The sequence below is a fragment of the Burkholderia anthina genome (assembly GCF_902498995.1).
Lineage (GTDB): Bacteria > Pseudomonadota > Gammaproteobacteria > Burkholderiales > Burkholderiaceae > Burkholderia > Burkholderia anthina.
In genome coordinates this window covers 89,869-105,213 of record NZ_CABVLY010000018.1, presented here as the reverse complement: position 1 = coordinate 105,213, position 15,345 = coordinate 89,869, and the positions used below count along the sequence as shown (strand labels likewise).

Below are 15,345 nucleotides of genomic sequence, written 5' to 3'. Positions count from 1 at the left end.
CCGACATGCCGCTTTCCCTTTCTCCCGTCATCGCCGGCACGCCGTTCGACATCGGCGTGCGCCTCGGCGAACTCGCGCGCCCCGTGTTCGATACGTACATGCAGCAGAGCAGCGCATGGCAGGCCGTGCGCCGCTGGCGCGGCCATCCGTTCGTCGACGCGTTGCGACAGGCTGCGCTGGCCGCCTATCCCGATCTCGTCGCGGAGCTGGACGGGATCGCGGCGGGCGTCGGCTGGCCGGCCGAGGATATCTTCCTGTGGAACTGCCGCGGCGAACTGATCCACAACGCGCCGGACGGCTGCACGACGCTCGCCGGGCGCGACGCGCACGGCACGCGCTGGATCGCGCACAACGAGGACGGCGATCCGTACCTGCGCGAGCGCTGCCTGCTCGTCGACGTGCAGCCGCACGGCAAGCCGGGCTTCATCAGTTTCTATTACCCGGGCTCGCTGCCCGGCCATACGTTCGCCGCGAACCGTGCCGGCATCGCGCAGGCGATCAACAACCTGCGCATCCGCACGCCCGCGGCCGGCGTGCCGCGGATGATCCTCGCGCGCGCGGTGCTCGATGCGCCGTCGCTCGACGCGGCCACCGACGTGCTGCGCACGCATGCGCGCGCCAGCGGTTTCCATCACACGCTCGGCGCGACCGGCGACATGCGGGTGCTCAGCATCGAGGCGAGCGTCGCGCGTTGCTCGATCGTCGATGTCGCACGTGTCACCGGCCACGCGAACCATCTCGTGCATCCGGGTTGCGACGCGGAAGCGCAGATCGTCACGCAGTCGTCCGGCGATCGCCAGCGGCGGGTCGATGCGTTGACGCCGGACATCGACGCGATCGACGCAGCCGCGTTGCTGCGCGTGCTGGGCGATCGCGCGCCGGAAGGGTTGCCGATCTATCGCGACGACCCGGCCGATCCCGACGACGAAAACACGCTGGCGACCGCGATGTTCGCGATTCGCGACGCGGCGATCGACTTCACCATTCATCAACACGGCACGCAGCGTTTCGCGACGCGCATCGTGCCGGTCGCGCACGCGCCGAGCGCGTCCTGAACCATGAGGCAACGCATGACGACAGTTTTTCATCGCGCTCCGCGCGCCACCTTGCCCGTTGCCGTTGCAGGCGACGGCATCGAGATCGTCGACTCGACCGGCAAACGCTATATCGACGCGTGCGGCGGTGCGGCGGTGTCGTGTCTCGGGCACAGCAACCAGCGCGTGATCGATGCGATCAAGCGGCAGGCGCAGCAACTGCCGTACGCGCATACGTCGTTTTTCACGACCGAGGTGGCCGAGGAACTGGCCGACCGGCTCGTCGATGCGGCGCCGGCCGGCCTCGAGCACGTGTATTTCGTGTCGGGCGGGTCCGAGGCGATCGAGGCCGCATTGAAGCTCGCGCGCCAGTATTTCGTCGAGAAGGGCGAATCGTCGCGCCGCCATTTCATCGCGCGGCGCCAGAGCTATCACGGCAATACGCTGGGCGCGCTCGCGATCGGCGGCAACGCATGGCGGCGCGAGCCGTTCCTGCCGCTGTTGATCGAAGCACATCACGTGAGCCCGTGCTATGCGTACCGCGATCAGCTGACCGGCGAAACCGACGAAGCGTATGCGCAGCGTCTGGCCGACGAGCTCGAGCAGAAGATCGTCGCGCTCGGCGCGGAAAACGTCGCGGCGTTCGTCGCGGAAACGGTGGTTGGTGCCACGGCCGGCGCGGTGCCGCCGGTGCGCACCTACCTGAAGAAGATCCGTGCGGTGTGCGACAAGTACGGCGTGCTGCTGATTCTCGATGAAATCATGTCGGGGATGGGGCGGACGGGTTATCTGTTCGCATGCGACGAAGACGGCGTCGCGCCCGACCTGCTGACGATCGCGAAAGGGCTCGGCGCAGGCTACCAGCCGATCGGCGCGACGCTCGTCAGCGACCGCATCTACCGGACCATCGTCGACGGCTCGGGTTTCTTCCAGCACGGCCATACGTACCTCGGCCACGCGACGGCATGCGCGGCCGCGCTCGAAGTGCAGCGCGTGATCGCCGAAGAGAAACTGCTCGACAACGTGAAGGCGCGCGGCGAGCAACTGCGTGCGTCGTTGCGCGCGCATTACGGCGCGCATCCGCATGTCGGCGACGTGCGCGGCCGCGGGCTGTTTGTCGGCGTCGAACTCGTGCATGATCGCGATACCAAGGCGACGTTCGATCCCGCGTTGAAGCTGCATGCGGCAGTCAAGCGCGAGGCGATGCAGCGCGGCCTGATGGTATATCCGATGGGCGGCACGATCGACGGCGTGCATGGCGATCACATCCTGATCGCGCCGCCGTTCATCTGCACCGCGCAGCAGATCGACACGATCGTCGAGCGGCTGTCCGGCGCGATCGATGCGGCGCTCGCATCGGCCGGCGCGTAAACGACGACCTCACGGAATCCTCACCATGACGGACAGACTGCCTCCCTTCGATCCCGCATCGGCCACCGACGAGCAGAAGGCCGTGCTCGCCGAGATCCTCAGCGGCCCGCGCGGCAACCTGAACGGGCCGTTCCTCGGCTGGATCGCGAGCCCCGAGCTCGCGCAGCACGCGCAACGCCTCGGCGCGTTCTGCCGCTATCGCACGGGCTTGTCGCTGCGCCTGTCGGAGCTCGCGATTCTCGTGACCGCCGCGCGCTGGCGTTCGCAGGCCGAGTGGCACATCCACCATCCGATCGCGCTCGATGCCGGCGTGCCGGCCGCGACGGCCGACGCGATCCGGCGTGGCGTCGAGCCGGCGTTCGAATCGGACGACGATGCGCTGATCCATGCGTTCGCAACCGAGCTGTACGACACGAAGCGCGTGAGCGATGCCACCTTCGCGCGTGCGCAGGCGCGTTTCGGTCACGAGACCGTCGTGAACCTCGTCGCGCTGCTCGGCTATTACGCGCTCGTCGCGATGACGCTCAACACGTTCGGTATGCGCGCGGACGGGCAAACTGTTTTACCGTTTCCGGAATAATCGCCGCGCACACGCGCATCGGCACAGGCCGCGCGTACGTTCGGATTGCGTCGAAAAGCCCGTCTGCACGGGCTTTTCCGCATTTTTGCCCCGGCTCGATCGACAGGCTCGCCGCGTCTTGCCGACGCACATCGCGCCGTCTGCACTTTCAGCGCAGGAAATTTTCCCCGCCCCTAGAATTTCGGCAAACAGCTTACGGGGGAATAACGATGCGCTGGGTCCTGTTGATCGTGTTCATTGCGTGTGTGGTGTACACGCATCGGCGCGGCAAGGTTCGGCACAGGTTGTTCAGGCAACTATCCGATCACTCGACCTTCACTGCACCGCTGAACTGCTTTTCCTACGCGTTCTCGTCGGTGCCGACCACGCCGTTTCTCGACACGCAGCACTTTCCGGAGCTCGCGGCGCTGCAGCGCGAATGGCAGACTTTGCGCGGCGAAGCGCTCGCATTGCGCGACGCAAGCCGGATCAAGGCGTCGGGCGAGTACAACGACATCGGCTTCAATTCATTCTTTCGCAACGGCTGGAAGCGCTTCTATCTGAAGTGGTACGACGCGCCGCATCCGTCCGCGCGGGCGTTGTGTCCGCGAACGGTCGAGATCCTGTCGCGGATTCCGTCGATCAAGGCCGCGATGTTCGCGCAACTGCCGCCGGGCGGCAAGCTCGGGCTGCATCGCGATCCGTATGCGGGCTCGCTGCGCTATCACCTCGGGCTCGACACGCCGAACGACGCCGCGTGCCGGATCGTCGTCGACGGCGAGTCGTATGCATGGCGCGACGGCGAGGCCGTGATGTTCGACGAAACCTATCTGCATTGGGCCGAGAATCGCACCGGGCACGATCGCGTGATCCTGTTCTGCGATATCGACCGGCCGATGAAATATCGCTGGGCACAGCGCATCAACGATACGTTCGGACAACTGCTGATGCGCGCGGCCGCGTCGCCGAACGAGACGGGCGACCGTACGGGCGCGCTCAATCGTGCCTTCAAGTACCTGTATGCGATTCGTCGTGCCGGCAAGCGGCTGAAAGCGTGGAATCGAACCATGTACTACATCGTCAAGTGGGTTCTGTTCGGCGGGATCGCGGTTGCGATCTTCTGCATCTGAAGGGTGCAAGGCACGCGCAGTCGAACCATCTGACGATAGGGCGGCGGGCTGTTGCGCGGCCCCGGCGACGTGGGGTCGATATCAATGCAACCAAATGTATTCGTGCGGGATCAAGCGCGAACGCACGCGTATGATGGCTCGTTCACGTCGATAAGATCAGTGAGCAAGCATGACGAGTACCCGAAAAACCTTGATGATCGCCGGCGGATTGCTGGTTGCCGCGGCAGGCACCGGCTACGTGATGCTCCTGCGTGCGGACCACCGTGCGATCGCGGAAGCCGGCATCGGCGATTCCGCCGCGCCGGCCGCCGCCGTGGCGAGCGCGAACGACGGTCACACCGCGGAAGGCGCGATTGCACCGCCTGCGGCGGTCGCCATCCCGTCCGCGCACGTGGACGACGTCGTGCCGCAACAAACGCCTGCCGCGCGCACGAGTGCGGCGCCGGCATCCGCTGCCGTCGTGCCGGTGATCGCCGCGCATGCACCACCGGCGAAGCCGAGTGCGCCGCCACCGGCCGTCCCTGTCGTGACGGCGGAGCCGGAGGGCGCGACCCCGCCGAAGGCCAAACCCGCGCAACCGGTGCAATCCGCGCCGCCGGTCCAGGCGGCACAGGCGAGCCAGCCGAGCCGGCAGGCGTATCAGCCGCCGCAACACGCGGTGCGCAAGCGCGATGGACTCGAGCGCCACGCAGCGACAACCACGACCACGGCCAGAAATGCCGAAACGCCGGAAACGGCCGAGCTCGTGCGCGAATCCGCGAAGCTCGATCCGTCGCTGCCGCCGCCGCAATATGTGCCGCCGTCGAACTCCGGCCAGCAGCGCGCGTCGGCGGGCTCGAACGCGGTGGCTGCCGCGATGACGGATCAACTGGTTCGCCAGTCGAGCAGTTTCAAGGCACCGACTCCGGCGAACGCGGGCCCCGCCGTGGCTCGGTAAGCGTGGCTCGGCAAGACCAGCGCGGCCGGCCAGTGCACTCGCACATCGCAAACCGACGCCGGATGAAAAAGGACCCCGCACGCCGACCAGGGCATGCAGGGCCAAGAGAGACGATTCGGTGTGGTGCGTCGCGCGTTACGCGGCGATCGCTTCTTCGGCCTGCGGCGCGGCGGCCGCAGCCGGCGTCGCGTCTTGCCGGATCAGATAGTCGAACGCGCCGAGCGATGCCTTCGCGCCTTCACCGACCGCGATCACGATCTGCTTGAACGGCACCGTCGTCACGTCGCCGGCCGCGAACACGCCCGGCACCGACGTAGCGCCGCGTGCATCGACGACGATCTCGCCGTGCTTCGACAGGTCGATCGTGCCTTTCAGCCATTCGGTGTTCGGCACGAGGCCGATCTGCACGAACACGCCTTCGAGATCGATGCGCTTCGTGTCGCCCGAACGCAGATCCTTGTAGACGAGCCCGTTCAGCTTGCTGCCGTCGCCGGTCAGCTCGGTCGTCTGCGCCTGCGTGACGATCGTCACGTTCGGCAGGCTGCGCAGCTTGCGCTGCAGCACTTCGTCCGCGCGCAGTTGCGTGCCGAATTCGATCAGCGTGACTGCCTTCACGATGCCGGCCAGGTCGATCGCGGCTTCGACACCCGAGTTGCCGCCGCCCACCACCGCGACGCGCTTGCCCTTGAACAGCGGGCCGTCGCAGTGCGGGCAGTACGCGACACCGCGGTTGCGGTATTCGCGCTCGCCCGGCACGTTGATTTCGCGCCAGCGCGCGCCGGTCGCGAGAACGATCGTCTTCGCCTTCAGCACCGCGCCGTTCGCGAGGCGGATCTGGTGCACGTCGCCCGGAATCAACGCATCGGCGCGCTGCACGTCCATGATGTCGACGTCGTACTGCTTCACGTGCTGCTCGAGCGCGGTCGCGAACTTCGGCCCTTCGGTTTCCTGCACCGACACGAAATTCTCGATCGCCATCGTGTCGAGCACCTGGCCGCCGAAACGCTCGGCCACGACGCCCGTTGCGATGCCCTTGCGTGCCGAGTAGATCGCGGCCGCCGCACCGGCGGGGCCGCCGCCGACGATCAGCGTGTCGAACACTTGTTTGTTCTCGAGCGACTTCGCGGCACGGGCGCTGGCGCCCGTATCGAGCTTCGCGAGGATTTCCTTTACGCTGCTGCGGCCCTGGCCGAACGATTCGCCGTTCAGGAACATCGTCGGCACGGCCATGATCTGGCGGGCTTCGACTTCGTTCTGGAACAGCGCGCCGTCGATCGCGACGTGGCGGATGCGCGGGTTGACCAGCGACATCACATTCAGCGCCTGCACGACTTCCGGGCAGTTCTGGCACGACAGCGAGAAATACGTTTCGAACGCGTAGTCGCCGTCGAGCGCACGGATCTGTTCGATCACATCGTCGTCGAGCTTGATCGGATGGCCGCCCGTCTGCAGCAGCGCGAGCACGAGCGACGTGAATTCATGGCCCATCGGGATGCCGGCGAAGCGGATGCCGGCCGGCTTGCCGGGCTCGCCGATCGAGAACGACGGCTTGCGCTCGGCGTCGTCGCGGCGTTCGGCCACGGTCACGCTCGACGTCAGCGACGCAATCTCGTTCAGCAGCGCAAGCAGTTCCTGCGACTTCGCGCTGTCGTCGAGCGACGCGACGAGTTCGATCGGGCGCGTGATCTTTTCGAGGTACGCTTTCAGTTGGTTCTTGAGATTGGCGTCGAGCATGGCGTTTCGGATTCCGTATTGATGATTCTGGTCGGGCACGTCGTGCCGGAGGAGGGCGCGGGCCGCGCGAGGCGGCCCGTGGTGATGCCTGTCGCGCGCCCCGTGCGAGGCGCGCGGCGACCCTTAGATCTTGCCGATCAGGTCGAGCGACGGGGTCAGCGTTTCCGCACCCGGCGTCCACTTGGCCGGGCACACTTCACCCGGGTGCGCCGCGATGTATTGCGCGGCCTGCACCTTGCGCAGCAGTTCGCCTGCGTCGCGGCCGATGCCGTTGTCGTGGATTTCGCACAGCTTGATCTCGCCTTCCGGGTTGATCACGAACGTGCCGCGCAGCGCCATCCCTTCTTCCTCGATCAGCACGTCGAAGTTGCGCGACAGCGTGAGCGTCGGGTCGCCGATCATCGGATACTTGATCTTGCCGATCGTGTCCGACGTGTCGTGCCATGCCTTGTGCGTGAAGTGCGTGTCGGTCGACACGCCGTAGATTTCGACACCCAGCTTCTGGAATTCCGCGTAGCGGTCGGCGAGGTCGCCCAGCTCGGTCGGGCAGACGAACGTGAAGTCGGCCGGGTAGAACACGACGACGGACCACTTGCCCTTGAGGTTTTCTTCGGTCACGGGCACGAAATCGCCGTTGTGGTATGCGGTTGCCTTGAACGGTTTGATTTGGGTGTTGATGATCGGCATCTTGCGAGTTCCTTTTGCTTGGGTGTTGAAGAAGTGTTCCCAGTATCCGGGTTCACCCCAGGTTTGTGAAATTGCTTGTTTCAATCCGCGGCATCGGGAATTTCTATCTGCTTCCGGCCCCTGTTCGTGGCGGTCGATCCGTTCGGCGAGATCGTGCGCGCGCTGTTGCCGGTGATCGGCAGCCCGGCTGTCGTGTCGGCGCTCTGCGCGTTGCCGTCGTGCGGGTGAAGAGCAACGGCGAACAGCGTGGCGCTCGTCGGCGTATCAGGCGTATTGGGTGGGATGGATGAGGCCGCTGGCCACGGGCGACTTCATGCGCCGCGTGATTCAATTGACTTGACGCACGCACGCACGCACGCACGCACGCACGCACGCACGCACGCGACGCTCACGCACCGGGTCGTCGGTATCGCGGTGATGGGCTGCACGGAAATGCCGATCGCCGCATGCGCGCTGCGTCGTTCGCGTATGCGATCGCGCCCGGCTAAGGGGCGCAGCGTGATGCGGCTGGGCATGTGTCCGTCGCGCCCGACGGACACCGCTCATGCTAGATCTGATAAGGCGCGCGGACGCCGGGCTCGGTGACGGGGAAGTCCTTCGTGTTGCGCGACACGAACAGCAGGCCGTTCACTTGCGCGGACGCCCAGATGATCGCGTCGGGCAGGCGCATGCGATGTTCCTTGCGAATCGTTACAGCGCGATTCGCGACCGTGCCATCGAGCGGGATGATGGCGAACGACGAAAGCCACGCGCGGATCGCCGCGTCGTCGCCGGCCGTCGCGCCGACCAGCACTTCCATCCAGGTAATCATGCTGATCGCCCGGTAGTCGTAGCGGGCGAGTTCCGTTCGTGCGGCCTCCACGCCACCCAGGTAGTCGATCAGGATGTTGGTGTCGAAGAGGGCCTTTACCATTCCGCGCGCAGTGCTTGCTGATAGGCGAGCCCGTCGAGCGCGCGGTTTCTCCAGAGGCCGAACACGGTGTCGGCAGATTGCCGCCGGTGCTGCGCGAGGCAGGCGTCGGCCGGATTCGGGCGGCCGGAATGCCGGGCCGCGCCATGGGTGTAGATGAGTGCTTTTACCATTCTGAGCGCAGTGCCTCCTGATAGGTGAGCCCGTCGACCGCACGATCTTTCCAGAGACCGAACACGTTGTCGGCATGCGAACGCTTGTGCTGCGCGATATACGCGTCGATCGCATCGCGAATGATCGCAGCGCGAGGGCGTTGCTCAGTCTCGACGATGGCGGCCAGCTCGTCGAGCTGGCCATTCGACAGATCAATCAGGATACGGCTCATCGCAACCTCCGATATACGATATGCATATCATATATATGCCTGCCGGCACCCGCAAGGCGCCGGCGGGGCAGCGAGGCCCGACAGGGGCGCAGGCAGCCGTCCGTCCGCGCGTTTACGCCGCCATCTTCCTCAGCCATTCGGCCAGCCGTCGTGCGCCGTCCGGCATATCCGCATCCTCGCGCGTGCACAGGTAGTAGTCGCGTCCATCGTCGAGCGCGTGATCGAACAGCTTCACGAGCGCGCCGCTGGCCAGTTCGCGCTCGACCAGCGGCGCGCGCAGCAGCGCGGCGCCGAGATCCGCGCGCGCCGCGCTCAGCGTGAGCTGCCCGTCCTCGAACATCGGCCCGACCGCGTGCGACACATGGCGCACGCCGGCGCCCTGCAGCCAGTTGACCCACGTGCTGCGATCCTCGTCGTGCACGAGCGGGGCGCGGGCGAGGTCGGCCGGCGTGCGGAACGGCCCGTGGCGCTTCAGGAACGACGGGCTGCACATCGGCACCATCGCGCCCGGCAGCAGCCGCTCGCAGCGGTAGCCGGGCCAGTCGCCGGTGCCGAAGCGGATCGACAGGTCCGACGCGTCGCTTCGGTAGTTGCGGTGGTGCGCATACAGCACGGTCACGTCCACGTCGGTGTTGTCGGCGAGGAACGCATGCAGCCGCGGAATGAACCAGCCGATGCCGAGCAGCGGGATCAGGCTGATCGTGATTTGCCGCAGCGACGAGCGATCGCGCACGAAGCGCGTCGCGCTGCGCAGTACCGAGAACGCGGCGCTGATCGAGCGGTAATAGTCGCGCCCTTCGTCGGTGAGCGCGAGCAGCCGGCCTTCGCGCACGGTCAACGGCGTCTGGATGAATGCCTCGAGCAGTTGCAGCTGGTGACTGACCGCGGACGGCGTGATGTCGAGTTCGTGCGCGGCCGCAGTGACCGAGCCGAGACGTGCGAACGCCTCGAACGCGCGGACGGCGCGCAGTGGCGGATCGTGCGGCAATTGTTCTATATTTTTCATGTATCGAATTTTATAGAAAAGTCGGGGTAAGCGATAGTATAAAAATATCCTGTATTTACAGGTAATTACGATATCGTGTCGGGAATCGTATAAGCATCCAACAATTGAATATTTGGGGTGTGGGTGCTGAGTATTTAATATTTTTCATGTTTTGATCCGAACCGCTGATCCCCGCACATGAAAATCGCTTTCCTTCCCGCCAGCCTCGCATTCTCCGCGGCCACGCTGATCGCGTCCGTTCCCGCCTTCGCGCAATCCGCGCCGCAAACGATCCTGATCGGCCTCGCCGCGCCGCTCACCGGCCCGTCCGCACGGATCGGCAAGGATCTGCAGAACGGCGCGCAGCTCGCGATCGACGACGCCAACGCGAAGCATCCGAGCATCGGCGGCAAGCCGGTCGTCTACAAGCTCGTCGCGGCCGACGATCAGTCCGACCCGCGCACGGCCGTCGCGGTCGCGCAGCAACTCGTCGACCAGCACGTGATCGGTGTCGTCGGCCACTGGAACACGGGCTGCAGCGTGCCGGCGTCGCGTGTCTATCGCGATGCGGGCATTCCGCAGATCGCGCCGGCGTCCACCGGCCACCAGTACACGCAGCAGGGCTACGCGACGGCGTTCCGGATCATGGGTCACGACGATGCGGGCGGCAACTTCACCGGCACCTATGCGGTGAAGACGCTGAAGGCGAAGCGCATCGCCGTGATCGACGATCGCACGTCGTTCGGCGCGGGGCTGGCCGACCAGTTCATCAAGGGCGTGCAGGCGAACGGCGGCACGATCGTCGATCGCCAGTACGTGAACGACAAGACCACCGACTTCAGCGGCGTGCTGACCGCGATCAAGGGCAAGCGCGCGGATCTCGTGTTCTTCGGCGGGCTCGATGCGCAAGCGGCACCGATCGCGCGCCGGATGCGCCAGCTCGGCGTGAACGCGACGCTGCTGGGCGCGGGCGGTTTCGTGAGCCAGACCTTCCTGTCGCTTGCCGGCAAGGACGGCGACGGCGTGACGGCGCTCGAACCGGGCCTGCCGCTCGACAGGATGCCGGGCGGCAAGGCGTTCGACGCGCAATACCGCGCACGCTTTCACGCGCCGATCGAGCTGCACGCGCCGTTCGCGTACGACGCGGCCGCCACGCTGATCGCCGCCGCGCAAAAGGCCGGCACGACGCAGTCGGCGAAGCTCGTCGCGGCCGTGCGTGCGATCGACCGTGCCGGCGTGACCGGCCGGATCGCGTTCGACAACGAAGGCAATCTGAAGGATCCGGCATTCACGATCTATCAAGTGCGCGGCGGCAAGTGGACCGTCGTCGACGTGCTCGGCGGCGCGCGCACCGCAGCGAAATAACGACGGAGACGACCCCATGACCGATACCACCCAGGCATCCGCCGCCGCAGCGCCCGAGGACGCGCGCCTCGGCATCCTCGCGCGGCGCCGCATCGAAGCGGAAATCATCAAGCCGATCTACGAGATCATGAAGCGCGAATTCGGCACCGAACGCGCGCAGGCCGTGATCGCGGAAGCGGTACGCGGCGCGGCCGTCGACGCGGGCCGCGCGTTCGCCGCGCAGGAACCCGACGGCACGAGCGTGCAGTCGTTCATCGCGCTGCAGGTGCTGTGGGAGAAGGACGATGCGCTCGACGTCGAAGTGCGCCGCGCGGACGACGCGCACTACGACTACGACGTGCATCGTTGCAGCTACGCGGAGATGTACCACGCGATGGGGCTCGGCGAGATCGGCCACCTGCTGAGCTGCGCACGCGACAGTTACTTCATCGACGGCTACGACCCGCGCATCGCGCTGACGCGCACGAGCACGATCATGCAGGGCGGCAAGCGCTGCGATTTCCGCTATGTGCTGCAGACCGCGCCGCGCGACAACGCACCGGAGAGCGGCAATGCGTGACGACCTCGCGCTTGCGCCGCGCGTCGACGGCGAGCGCCTGTGGGCGTCGCTCGAACGGATGGCGCAGATCGGCGCGACGCCGAAGGGCGGCGTCTGCCGTCTCGCGCTGACCGATCTCGATCGCGAGTCGCGCGACCTGTTCGCGCAGTGGGCGCGCGACGCCGGCTGCACGGTGCGCGTGGACCGGATGGGCAACGTGTTCGCGCGCCGCGCGGGCCGCAATCCCGATGCCGCGCCGGTGCTGACCGGTTCGCACGCGGATTCGCAGCCGACGGGCGGCCGCTACGACGGCATCTACGGCGTGCTCGGCGGCCTCGAAGTCGTGCGCGCGCTCAACGATGCGGGCATCGAGACCGAGCGCCCGATCGACGTCGTGATCTGGACCAACGAGGAAGGCTCGCGCTTCGCGCCGGCGATGATTTCGGCCGGCGTGTTCTCCGGCGTCTATACGCTCGAATACGGGCTGTCGCGCACCGACGGCGCGGGCAAGACGATCGGCGAGGAGCTCGAGCGGATCGGCTATGCGGGCACGGAGCCGGTCGGCGGGTATCCGCTGCATGCCGCGTACGAACTGCATATCGAGCAAGGTGCGATTCTGGAGCGCGCCGGCAAGACGATCGGCGTCGTGACGGCCGGGCAGGGGCAGCGCTGGTACGAGGTGACGCTCACGGGCGTCGATGCGCACGCGGGCACGACGCCGATGGAATTCCGCCGCGACACGCTCGTGGGTGCCGCGCGGATGATCGAATTCGTCGATGCGCTCGGCCGGCGCCATGCGCCGCACGCACGTGCGACGGTCGGGATGATCGAAGCGCGGCCGAATTCGCGCAACACGGTGCCGGGCGGCTGCTTCTTCACGGTGGAATTTCGTCATCCTGACGATGCGGTGCTCGACGCACTCGATGCCGCGGTGCGTGCGGAGCTGGCGCGCGTGGCCGATGCCGCCGGGCTCGGCGCGCAGATCGAGCAGATCTTCAAGTATCCGCCGGTGCCGTTCGCACCGGCCTGCATCGGTGCGGTGCGCGATGCGGCGCAGGCGCTCGGGCTGTCGCACATGGACATCGTGTCCGGCGCGGGCCACGACGCGTGCTATGTCGCGCGCGTCGCGCCGACCGGCATGATCTTCGTGCCGTGCGTCGACGGCTTGAGCCACAACGAGGCCGAGGCGATCACGCCGGAATGGGCGGCGGCCGGCGCCGACGTGCTGCTGCGCGCGGTGTTGCGGAGCGCGCAGGAGCCGGGCGTCTGAGCGGCGCGCCGGCGCGGCTTACTTGCCGGCTTTGCGCCGTGCCATGTAGGTGAGGTAAGCGACGATCTGGTCGAGTTCCCGGTCGCTCAACTGATCGGGCGGGAAGGCCGGCATCACGCGGCCCGGCCAGTCGCGCACCGACGCCGGATTGCGGATGTAGCGGCGCAGCGCGGCGGGCTGGAAGTAGTCGACCGGGTTCATCGGCGTGTTCAGGTCCGGGCCGGCATGGCTGCTGCCCGCGCCGTCGAGCCGGTGGCACGCGAGACATTGCGTGACGAACAGTCGCTGGCCCGCGCGGGCCGGATCGTTCGCCGGCAGCGCCGGATCCACGGCGAGCGACGGCCAGCGCGCGAGCGGCGACGATTCGATCGTGATCCGCACGATCTGATAAGGCCACTGCTCGCCGCGCACCGACGACGCGTCCGGCCCCAGCCACACGAGGTAGAACGGCCCGGCGCTGACCGGCTTGCCCGGCAGCTTCGGCCACGGACGAGCGGGGTCCTCGATCGCGAGCCACGCAACGGCGCCGGCCGGCGCGCCGCGGCGCACGAGATCCAGCGGCAGTTGCGCGGCGAAGCCGTCGGCCGCACGCGTTTCGAGCACGCCGGCCGCCGGCAGCGGCATGTCGCCGAGCAGCGCGGCAAACGGCACCGCGCGGAACGTCATCGGCCGGCCGTACGCGATGTCGCGCGGCACATGAATGTCGGTTGCGTCGGGGCGGGCAAGCAGCGCCTGCCGCGTCAGGACGCGCGGCGTGCCGTCGGTATCGAGTTCGAGCGAGGACTGCGCGGATGCGCGCGCGGCGATCAGGCACATCGTCAGCAGCAACAGCGAAAACCACTGGCGCTTCGGCATTCGTTCTCCGTGGAAGGGCGTTCCGGCGGCGACGGGAAGGCGGGCGCCGCGGCCGATGGATGGAATCGGGCGACAGTCTATCCGGTACGGGCGGCGCTGGCGACTTCGGCGCGGGAGCGGCGTAGCGCCAGGGATCGGGCCGAACAGTAACGACGGATGCCGCGCTGCGGCGAAGCGTGCGCGCGCTGTGTTACCGGCTGCCGCCTGCGCTGCGACGCGCGATGCGAACGGTCGGCGCGGGCGCGCGTTCGGCGGCGATCGTGTCGGCGGCCGCGGTGCGCGGCCGGTTCATGATGTAGGTCCACAGCTGTTCGGCGGCGAGCCCGCGCTTGCGCGCCGACCGGTACAGGCGGATCTCGAGCTCGGTGATCCAGTGTTCCGAGCCTGCGCGCACGAGCGAACCTTCCGCGAGTTCCTTCGCGACGCAACTCTCCGGCAGCCAGCCGATGCCGTGCCCGGCCACGACCATGCCCTTCAGCGCTTCGGACATGTGCGTCTCGAAGCACCGATGCAGCGCATACGACTCGGACGCGTTCAGCAGCAGCATCTCCACGACGTTGCCGAGGAACGCGCCCGACGAATACGCGAGCAGCGGCAGCGGCGCGTCCGGCGTGCCCGGCAGTTCGAAGACCGGCTTGCCGCGCGCGTCGGGCGTCGACACCGGCAGGATCCGTTCGACGCCGAGCGTGACGAACGGGAAGTGGTTCGGATCGAGCACGATCGGCAGTTGCGGATGGTGATAGCCGAGCAGCAGGTCGCATTCACCTTCGACCAGCTGCTGCACGCCCTCGGGCACGTTCACCGCATTGACGCGCGCGGTCACGTGGCCGACTTCGCCGTTCAGTTGCTTGAGCCATTCGGGAAACAGCGTGAACACGAGCGTATGCGCGACCGCAAAACGCACGACCTGGTCGCTCGCCGCGAACTGGTCGTAGCCGTTCACGAGATTGCGTGCCGCATACATGCTGCGCAGGATGTCGGCGGCCAGCCCGCGGAACATCTGGCCGGCCGGCGTCAGCGCGACCGGATTGATGCTGCGGTCGACGAGCTTCGCATCCATCCACGTTTCGAGTGCGGCTATTCGTCTGCTGAATGCCGACTGCGTGAGATGCCGATGACGCGCGGCCCGGGAAAAGCTCTTGGTATCCGCGAGGCTCAGGAAATCTTCCAGCCACTTTGCTTCCATTTCGATCTTCGCTTTTTATAGTCGGGCGCCCACGGGGCGGCGGCGCCGTTTCGCTGCACGAACCTTCTAGCCTACCGTGCCTCGCGCATGCCCGGCCGATGTTTTTTTTCGATGGGTGTCAGTCGAAATATGCATGAGCGTTGTCGGCGGCATTACGGCTGCATACGTTTGAGGCGCCGGACCCGGCTAACCGGTTGGTTCATCGCGTCGAACGACGGTGCAGCCGCAGACGGTACTTCCCCAGGGCCGGCCGCGCCGGGTGCGTGGCTGGCCCGCCCTTCGCGAAACCCGTCGCGACGGGCGGGGCACGCGGGCAGGACGATGGCCGGCACGGGCCGCCGCATCGCGCAAGGGCCGCGCGACGCGCGCATTGGTGCAGTGCAGATTGCACACGCGTGA

Annotated in this window: 16 protein-coding genes; 8 read left to right on the top strand and 8 right to left on the bottom strand. The window is 67.0% G+C overall.

Features of this window, described 5'->3' with window-relative positions; translation table 11 throughout:
- Window positions 1–5 precede the first annotated feature (5 nt).
- The 5 genes from BME24068_RS22270 to BME24068_RS22250 all read left to right on the top strand — a co-directional run bounded on the left by BME24068_RS22270 (window position 6) and on the right by BME24068_RS22250 (window position 5,031).
- A complete protein-coding gene (locus BME24068_RS22270; RefSeq protein ID WP_174927390.1) occupies window positions 6–1,055 on the top strand; it encodes a C45 family autoproteolytic acyltransferase/hydrolase in 1,050 nt (349 codons plus the stop codon).
- 15 nt (window positions 1,056–1,070) lie between these two features.
- On the top strand, window positions 1,071–2,405 hold the full coding sequence (locus BME24068_RS22265) for an aspartate aminotransferase family protein (protein WP_174927389.1): 1,335 nt from the start codon (window positions 1,071–1,073) through the stop codon (window positions 2,403–2,405).
- A 25-nt stretch (window positions 2,406–2,430) separates the two neighbouring features.
- Window positions 2,431–2,985, top strand: coding sequence for a carboxymuconolactone decarboxylase family protein (locus tag BME24068_RS22260; RefSeq protein ID WP_096499184.1), 555 nt, complete (start codon window positions 2,431–2,433; stop codon window positions 2,983–2,985).
- Window positions 2,986–3,194: 209 nt separating this feature from the next.
- Entirely contained in the window at window positions 3,195–4,094 is a 900-nt protein-coding gene (gene lpxO / locus BME24068_RS22255) for a lipid A hydroxylase LpxO (RefSeq protein ID WP_174927388.1), read from the top strand.
- A 169-nt stretch (window positions 4,095–4,263) separates the two neighbouring features.
- The gene (locus tag BME24068_RS22250) at window positions 4,264–5,031 is read left to right on the top strand and encodes an extensin (protein ID WP_174927387.1); all 768 of its coding nucleotides are present in this window, start codon (window positions 4,264–4,266) and stop codon (window positions 5,029–5,031) included.
- A 135-nt stretch (window positions 5,032–5,166) separates the two neighbouring features.
- Here BME24068_RS22250 and ahpF read toward each other — a convergent pair whose 3' ends face one another.
- The 6 genes from ahpF to BME24068_RS22220 form a co-directional block, all read right to left on the bottom strand.
- On the bottom strand, window positions 5,167–6,765 hold the full coding sequence (ahpF, locus tag BME24068_RS22245) for an alkyl hydroperoxide reductase subunit F (RefSeq protein ID WP_174927386.1): 1,599 nt from the start codon (window positions 6,763–6,765) through the stop codon (window positions 5,167–5,169).
- Window positions 6,766–6,888: 123 nt separating this feature from the next.
- On the bottom strand, window positions 6,889–7,452 hold the full coding sequence (ahpC, locus tag BME24068_RS22240) for an alkyl hydroperoxide reductase subunit C (protein WP_096499176.1): 564 nt from the start codon (window positions 7,450–7,452) through the stop codon (window positions 6,889–6,891).
- Between the two features lie 547 nt (window positions 7,453–7,999).
- Window positions 8,000–8,365, bottom strand: coding sequence for a type II toxin-antitoxin system VapC family toxin (locus BME24068_RS22235; protein WP_096499174.1), 366 nt, complete (start codon window positions 8,363–8,365; stop codon window positions 8,000–8,002).
- A complete protein-coding gene (locus BME24068_RS22230; protein ID WP_172441850.1) occupies window positions 8,359–8,535 on the bottom strand; it encodes a hypothetical protein in 177 nt (58 codons plus the stop codon). Before BME24068_RS22230 ends, BME24068_RS22235 begins: the two co-directional genes overlap by 7 nt.
- Window positions 8,529–8,747 (bottom strand): ribbon-helix-helix protein, CopG family, encoded by a 219-nt coding sequence (locus BME24068_RS22225; protein WP_096499172.1) that lies wholly within the window; start codon window positions 8,745–8,747, stop codon window positions 8,529–8,531. Before BME24068_RS22225 ends, BME24068_RS22230 begins: the two co-directional genes overlap by 7 nt.
- A gap of 112 nt (window positions 8,748–8,859) precedes the next feature.
- A complete protein-coding gene (locus BME24068_RS22220) occupies window positions 8,860–9,753 on the bottom strand; it encodes a LysR substrate-binding domain-containing protein (RefSeq protein ID WP_096499170.1) in 894 nt (297 codons plus the stop codon).
- A gap of 177 nt (window positions 9,754–9,930) precedes the next feature.
- On the opposite strand from BME24068_RS22220, the gene BME24068_RS22215 reads away from it, so the two are divergent.
- From BME24068_RS22215 to BME24068_RS22205, 3 genes are read left to right on the top strand one after another with little or no spacing between them, the layout of a single operon-like run.
- The gene (locus tag BME24068_RS22215) at window positions 9,931–11,097 is read left to right on the top strand and encodes a branched-chain amino acid ABC transporter substrate-binding protein (RefSeq protein WP_174927385.1); all 1,167 of its coding nucleotides are present in this window, start codon (window positions 9,931–9,933) and stop codon (window positions 11,095–11,097) included.
- A gap of 16 nt (window positions 11,098–11,113) precedes the next feature.
- Window positions 11,114–11,656, top strand: a complete 543-nt coding sequence (locus BME24068_RS22210; RefSeq protein WP_174927384.1) for an L-2-amino-thiazoline-4-carboxylic acid hydrolase — start codon at window positions 11,114–11,116, stop codon at window positions 11,654–11,656.
- Window positions 11,649–12,905 (top strand): Zn-dependent hydrolase, encoded by a 1,257-nt coding sequence (locus BME24068_RS22205; RefSeq protein WP_174927383.1) that lies wholly within the window; start codon window positions 11,649–11,651, stop codon window positions 12,903–12,905. The genes BME24068_RS22210 and BME24068_RS22205 overlap by 8 nt, the downstream gene beginning before the upstream one ends.
- An 18-nt stretch (window positions 12,906–12,923) precedes the next feature.
- Here BME24068_RS22205 and BME24068_RS22200 read toward each other — a convergent pair whose 3' ends face one another.
- Both BME24068_RS22200 and BME24068_RS22195 read right to left on the bottom strand, forming a co-directional pair.
- A complete protein-coding gene (locus BME24068_RS22200) occupies window positions 12,924–13,760 on the bottom strand; it encodes a cytochrome c (protein WP_096499162.1) in 837 nt (278 codons plus the stop codon).
- A gap of 190 nt (window positions 13,761–13,950) precedes the next feature.
- Window positions 13,951–14,946 (bottom strand): LysR substrate-binding domain-containing protein, encoded by a 996-nt coding sequence (locus tag BME24068_RS22195; protein ID WP_174927382.1) that lies wholly within the window; start codon window positions 14,944–14,946, stop codon window positions 13,951–13,953.
- Between the last annotated feature and the right edge of the window lie 399 nt (window positions 14,947–15,345).

Bases quoted from the DNA above. Each gene is read 5' to 3' on its own strand.
- ahpF (WP_174927386.1), bottom strand. From the start codon at position 6,765: ATGCTCGACGCCAATCTCAAGAACCAACTGAAAGCGTACCTCGAAAAG.
- BME24068_RS22210 (WP_174927384.1), top strand. From the start codon at position 11,114: ATGACCGATACCACCCAGGCATCCGCCGCCGCAGCGCCCGAGGACGCG.
- ahpC (WP_096499176.1), bottom strand. From the start codon at position 7,452: ATGCCGATCATCAACACCCAAATCAAACCGTTCAAGGCAACCGCATAC.
- lpxO (WP_174927388.1), top strand. From the start codon at position 3,195: ATGCGCTGGGTCCTGTTGATCGTGTTCATTGCGTGTGTGGTGTACACG.
- BME24068_RS22205 (WP_174927383.1), top strand. From the start codon at position 11,649: ATGCGTGACGACCTCGCGCTTGCGCCGCGCGTCGACGGCGAGCGCCTG.
- BME24068_RS22235 (WP_096499174.1), bottom strand. From the start codon at position 8,365: ATGGTAAAGGCCCTCTTCGACACCAACATCCTGATCGACTACCTGGGT.
- BME24068_RS22220 (WP_096499170.1), bottom strand. From the start codon at position 9,753: ATGAAAAATATAGAACAATTGCCGCACGATCCGCCACTGCGCGCCGTC.
- BME24068_RS22195 (WP_174927382.1), bottom strand. From the start codon at position 14,946: ATGGAAGCAAAGTGGCTGGAAGATTTCCTGAGCCTCGCGGATACCAAG.
- BME24068_RS22225 (WP_096499172.1), bottom strand. From the start codon at position 8,747: ATGAGCCGTATCCTGATTGATCTGTCGAATGGCCAGCTCGACGAGCTG.
- BME24068_RS22265 (WP_174927389.1), top strand. From the start codon at position 1,071: ATGACGACAGTTTTTCATCGCGCTCCGCGCGCCACCTTGCCCGTTGCC.
- BME24068_RS22230 (WP_172441850.1), bottom strand. From the start codon at position 8,535: ATGGTAAAAGCACTCATCTACACCCATGGCGCGGCCCGGCATTCCGGC.
- BME24068_RS22200 (WP_096499162.1), bottom strand. From the start codon at position 13,760: ATGCCGAAGCGCCAGTGGTTTTCGCTGTTGCTGCTGACGATGTGCCTG.
- BME24068_RS22215 (WP_174927385.1), top strand. From the start codon at position 9,931: ATGAAAATCGCTTTCCTTCCCGCCAGCCTCGCATTCTCCGCGGCCACG.
- BME24068_RS22250 (WP_174927387.1), top strand. From the start codon at position 4,264: ATGACGAGTACCCGAAAAACCTTGATGATCGCCGGCGGATTGCTGGTT.
- BME24068_RS22260 (WP_096499184.1), top strand. From the start codon at position 2,431: ATGACGGACAGACTGCCTCCCTTCGATCCCGCATCGGCCACCGACGAG.
- BME24068_RS22270 (WP_174927390.1), top strand. From the start codon at position 6: ATGCCGCTTTCCCTTTCTCCCGTCATCGCCGGCACGCCGTTCGACATC.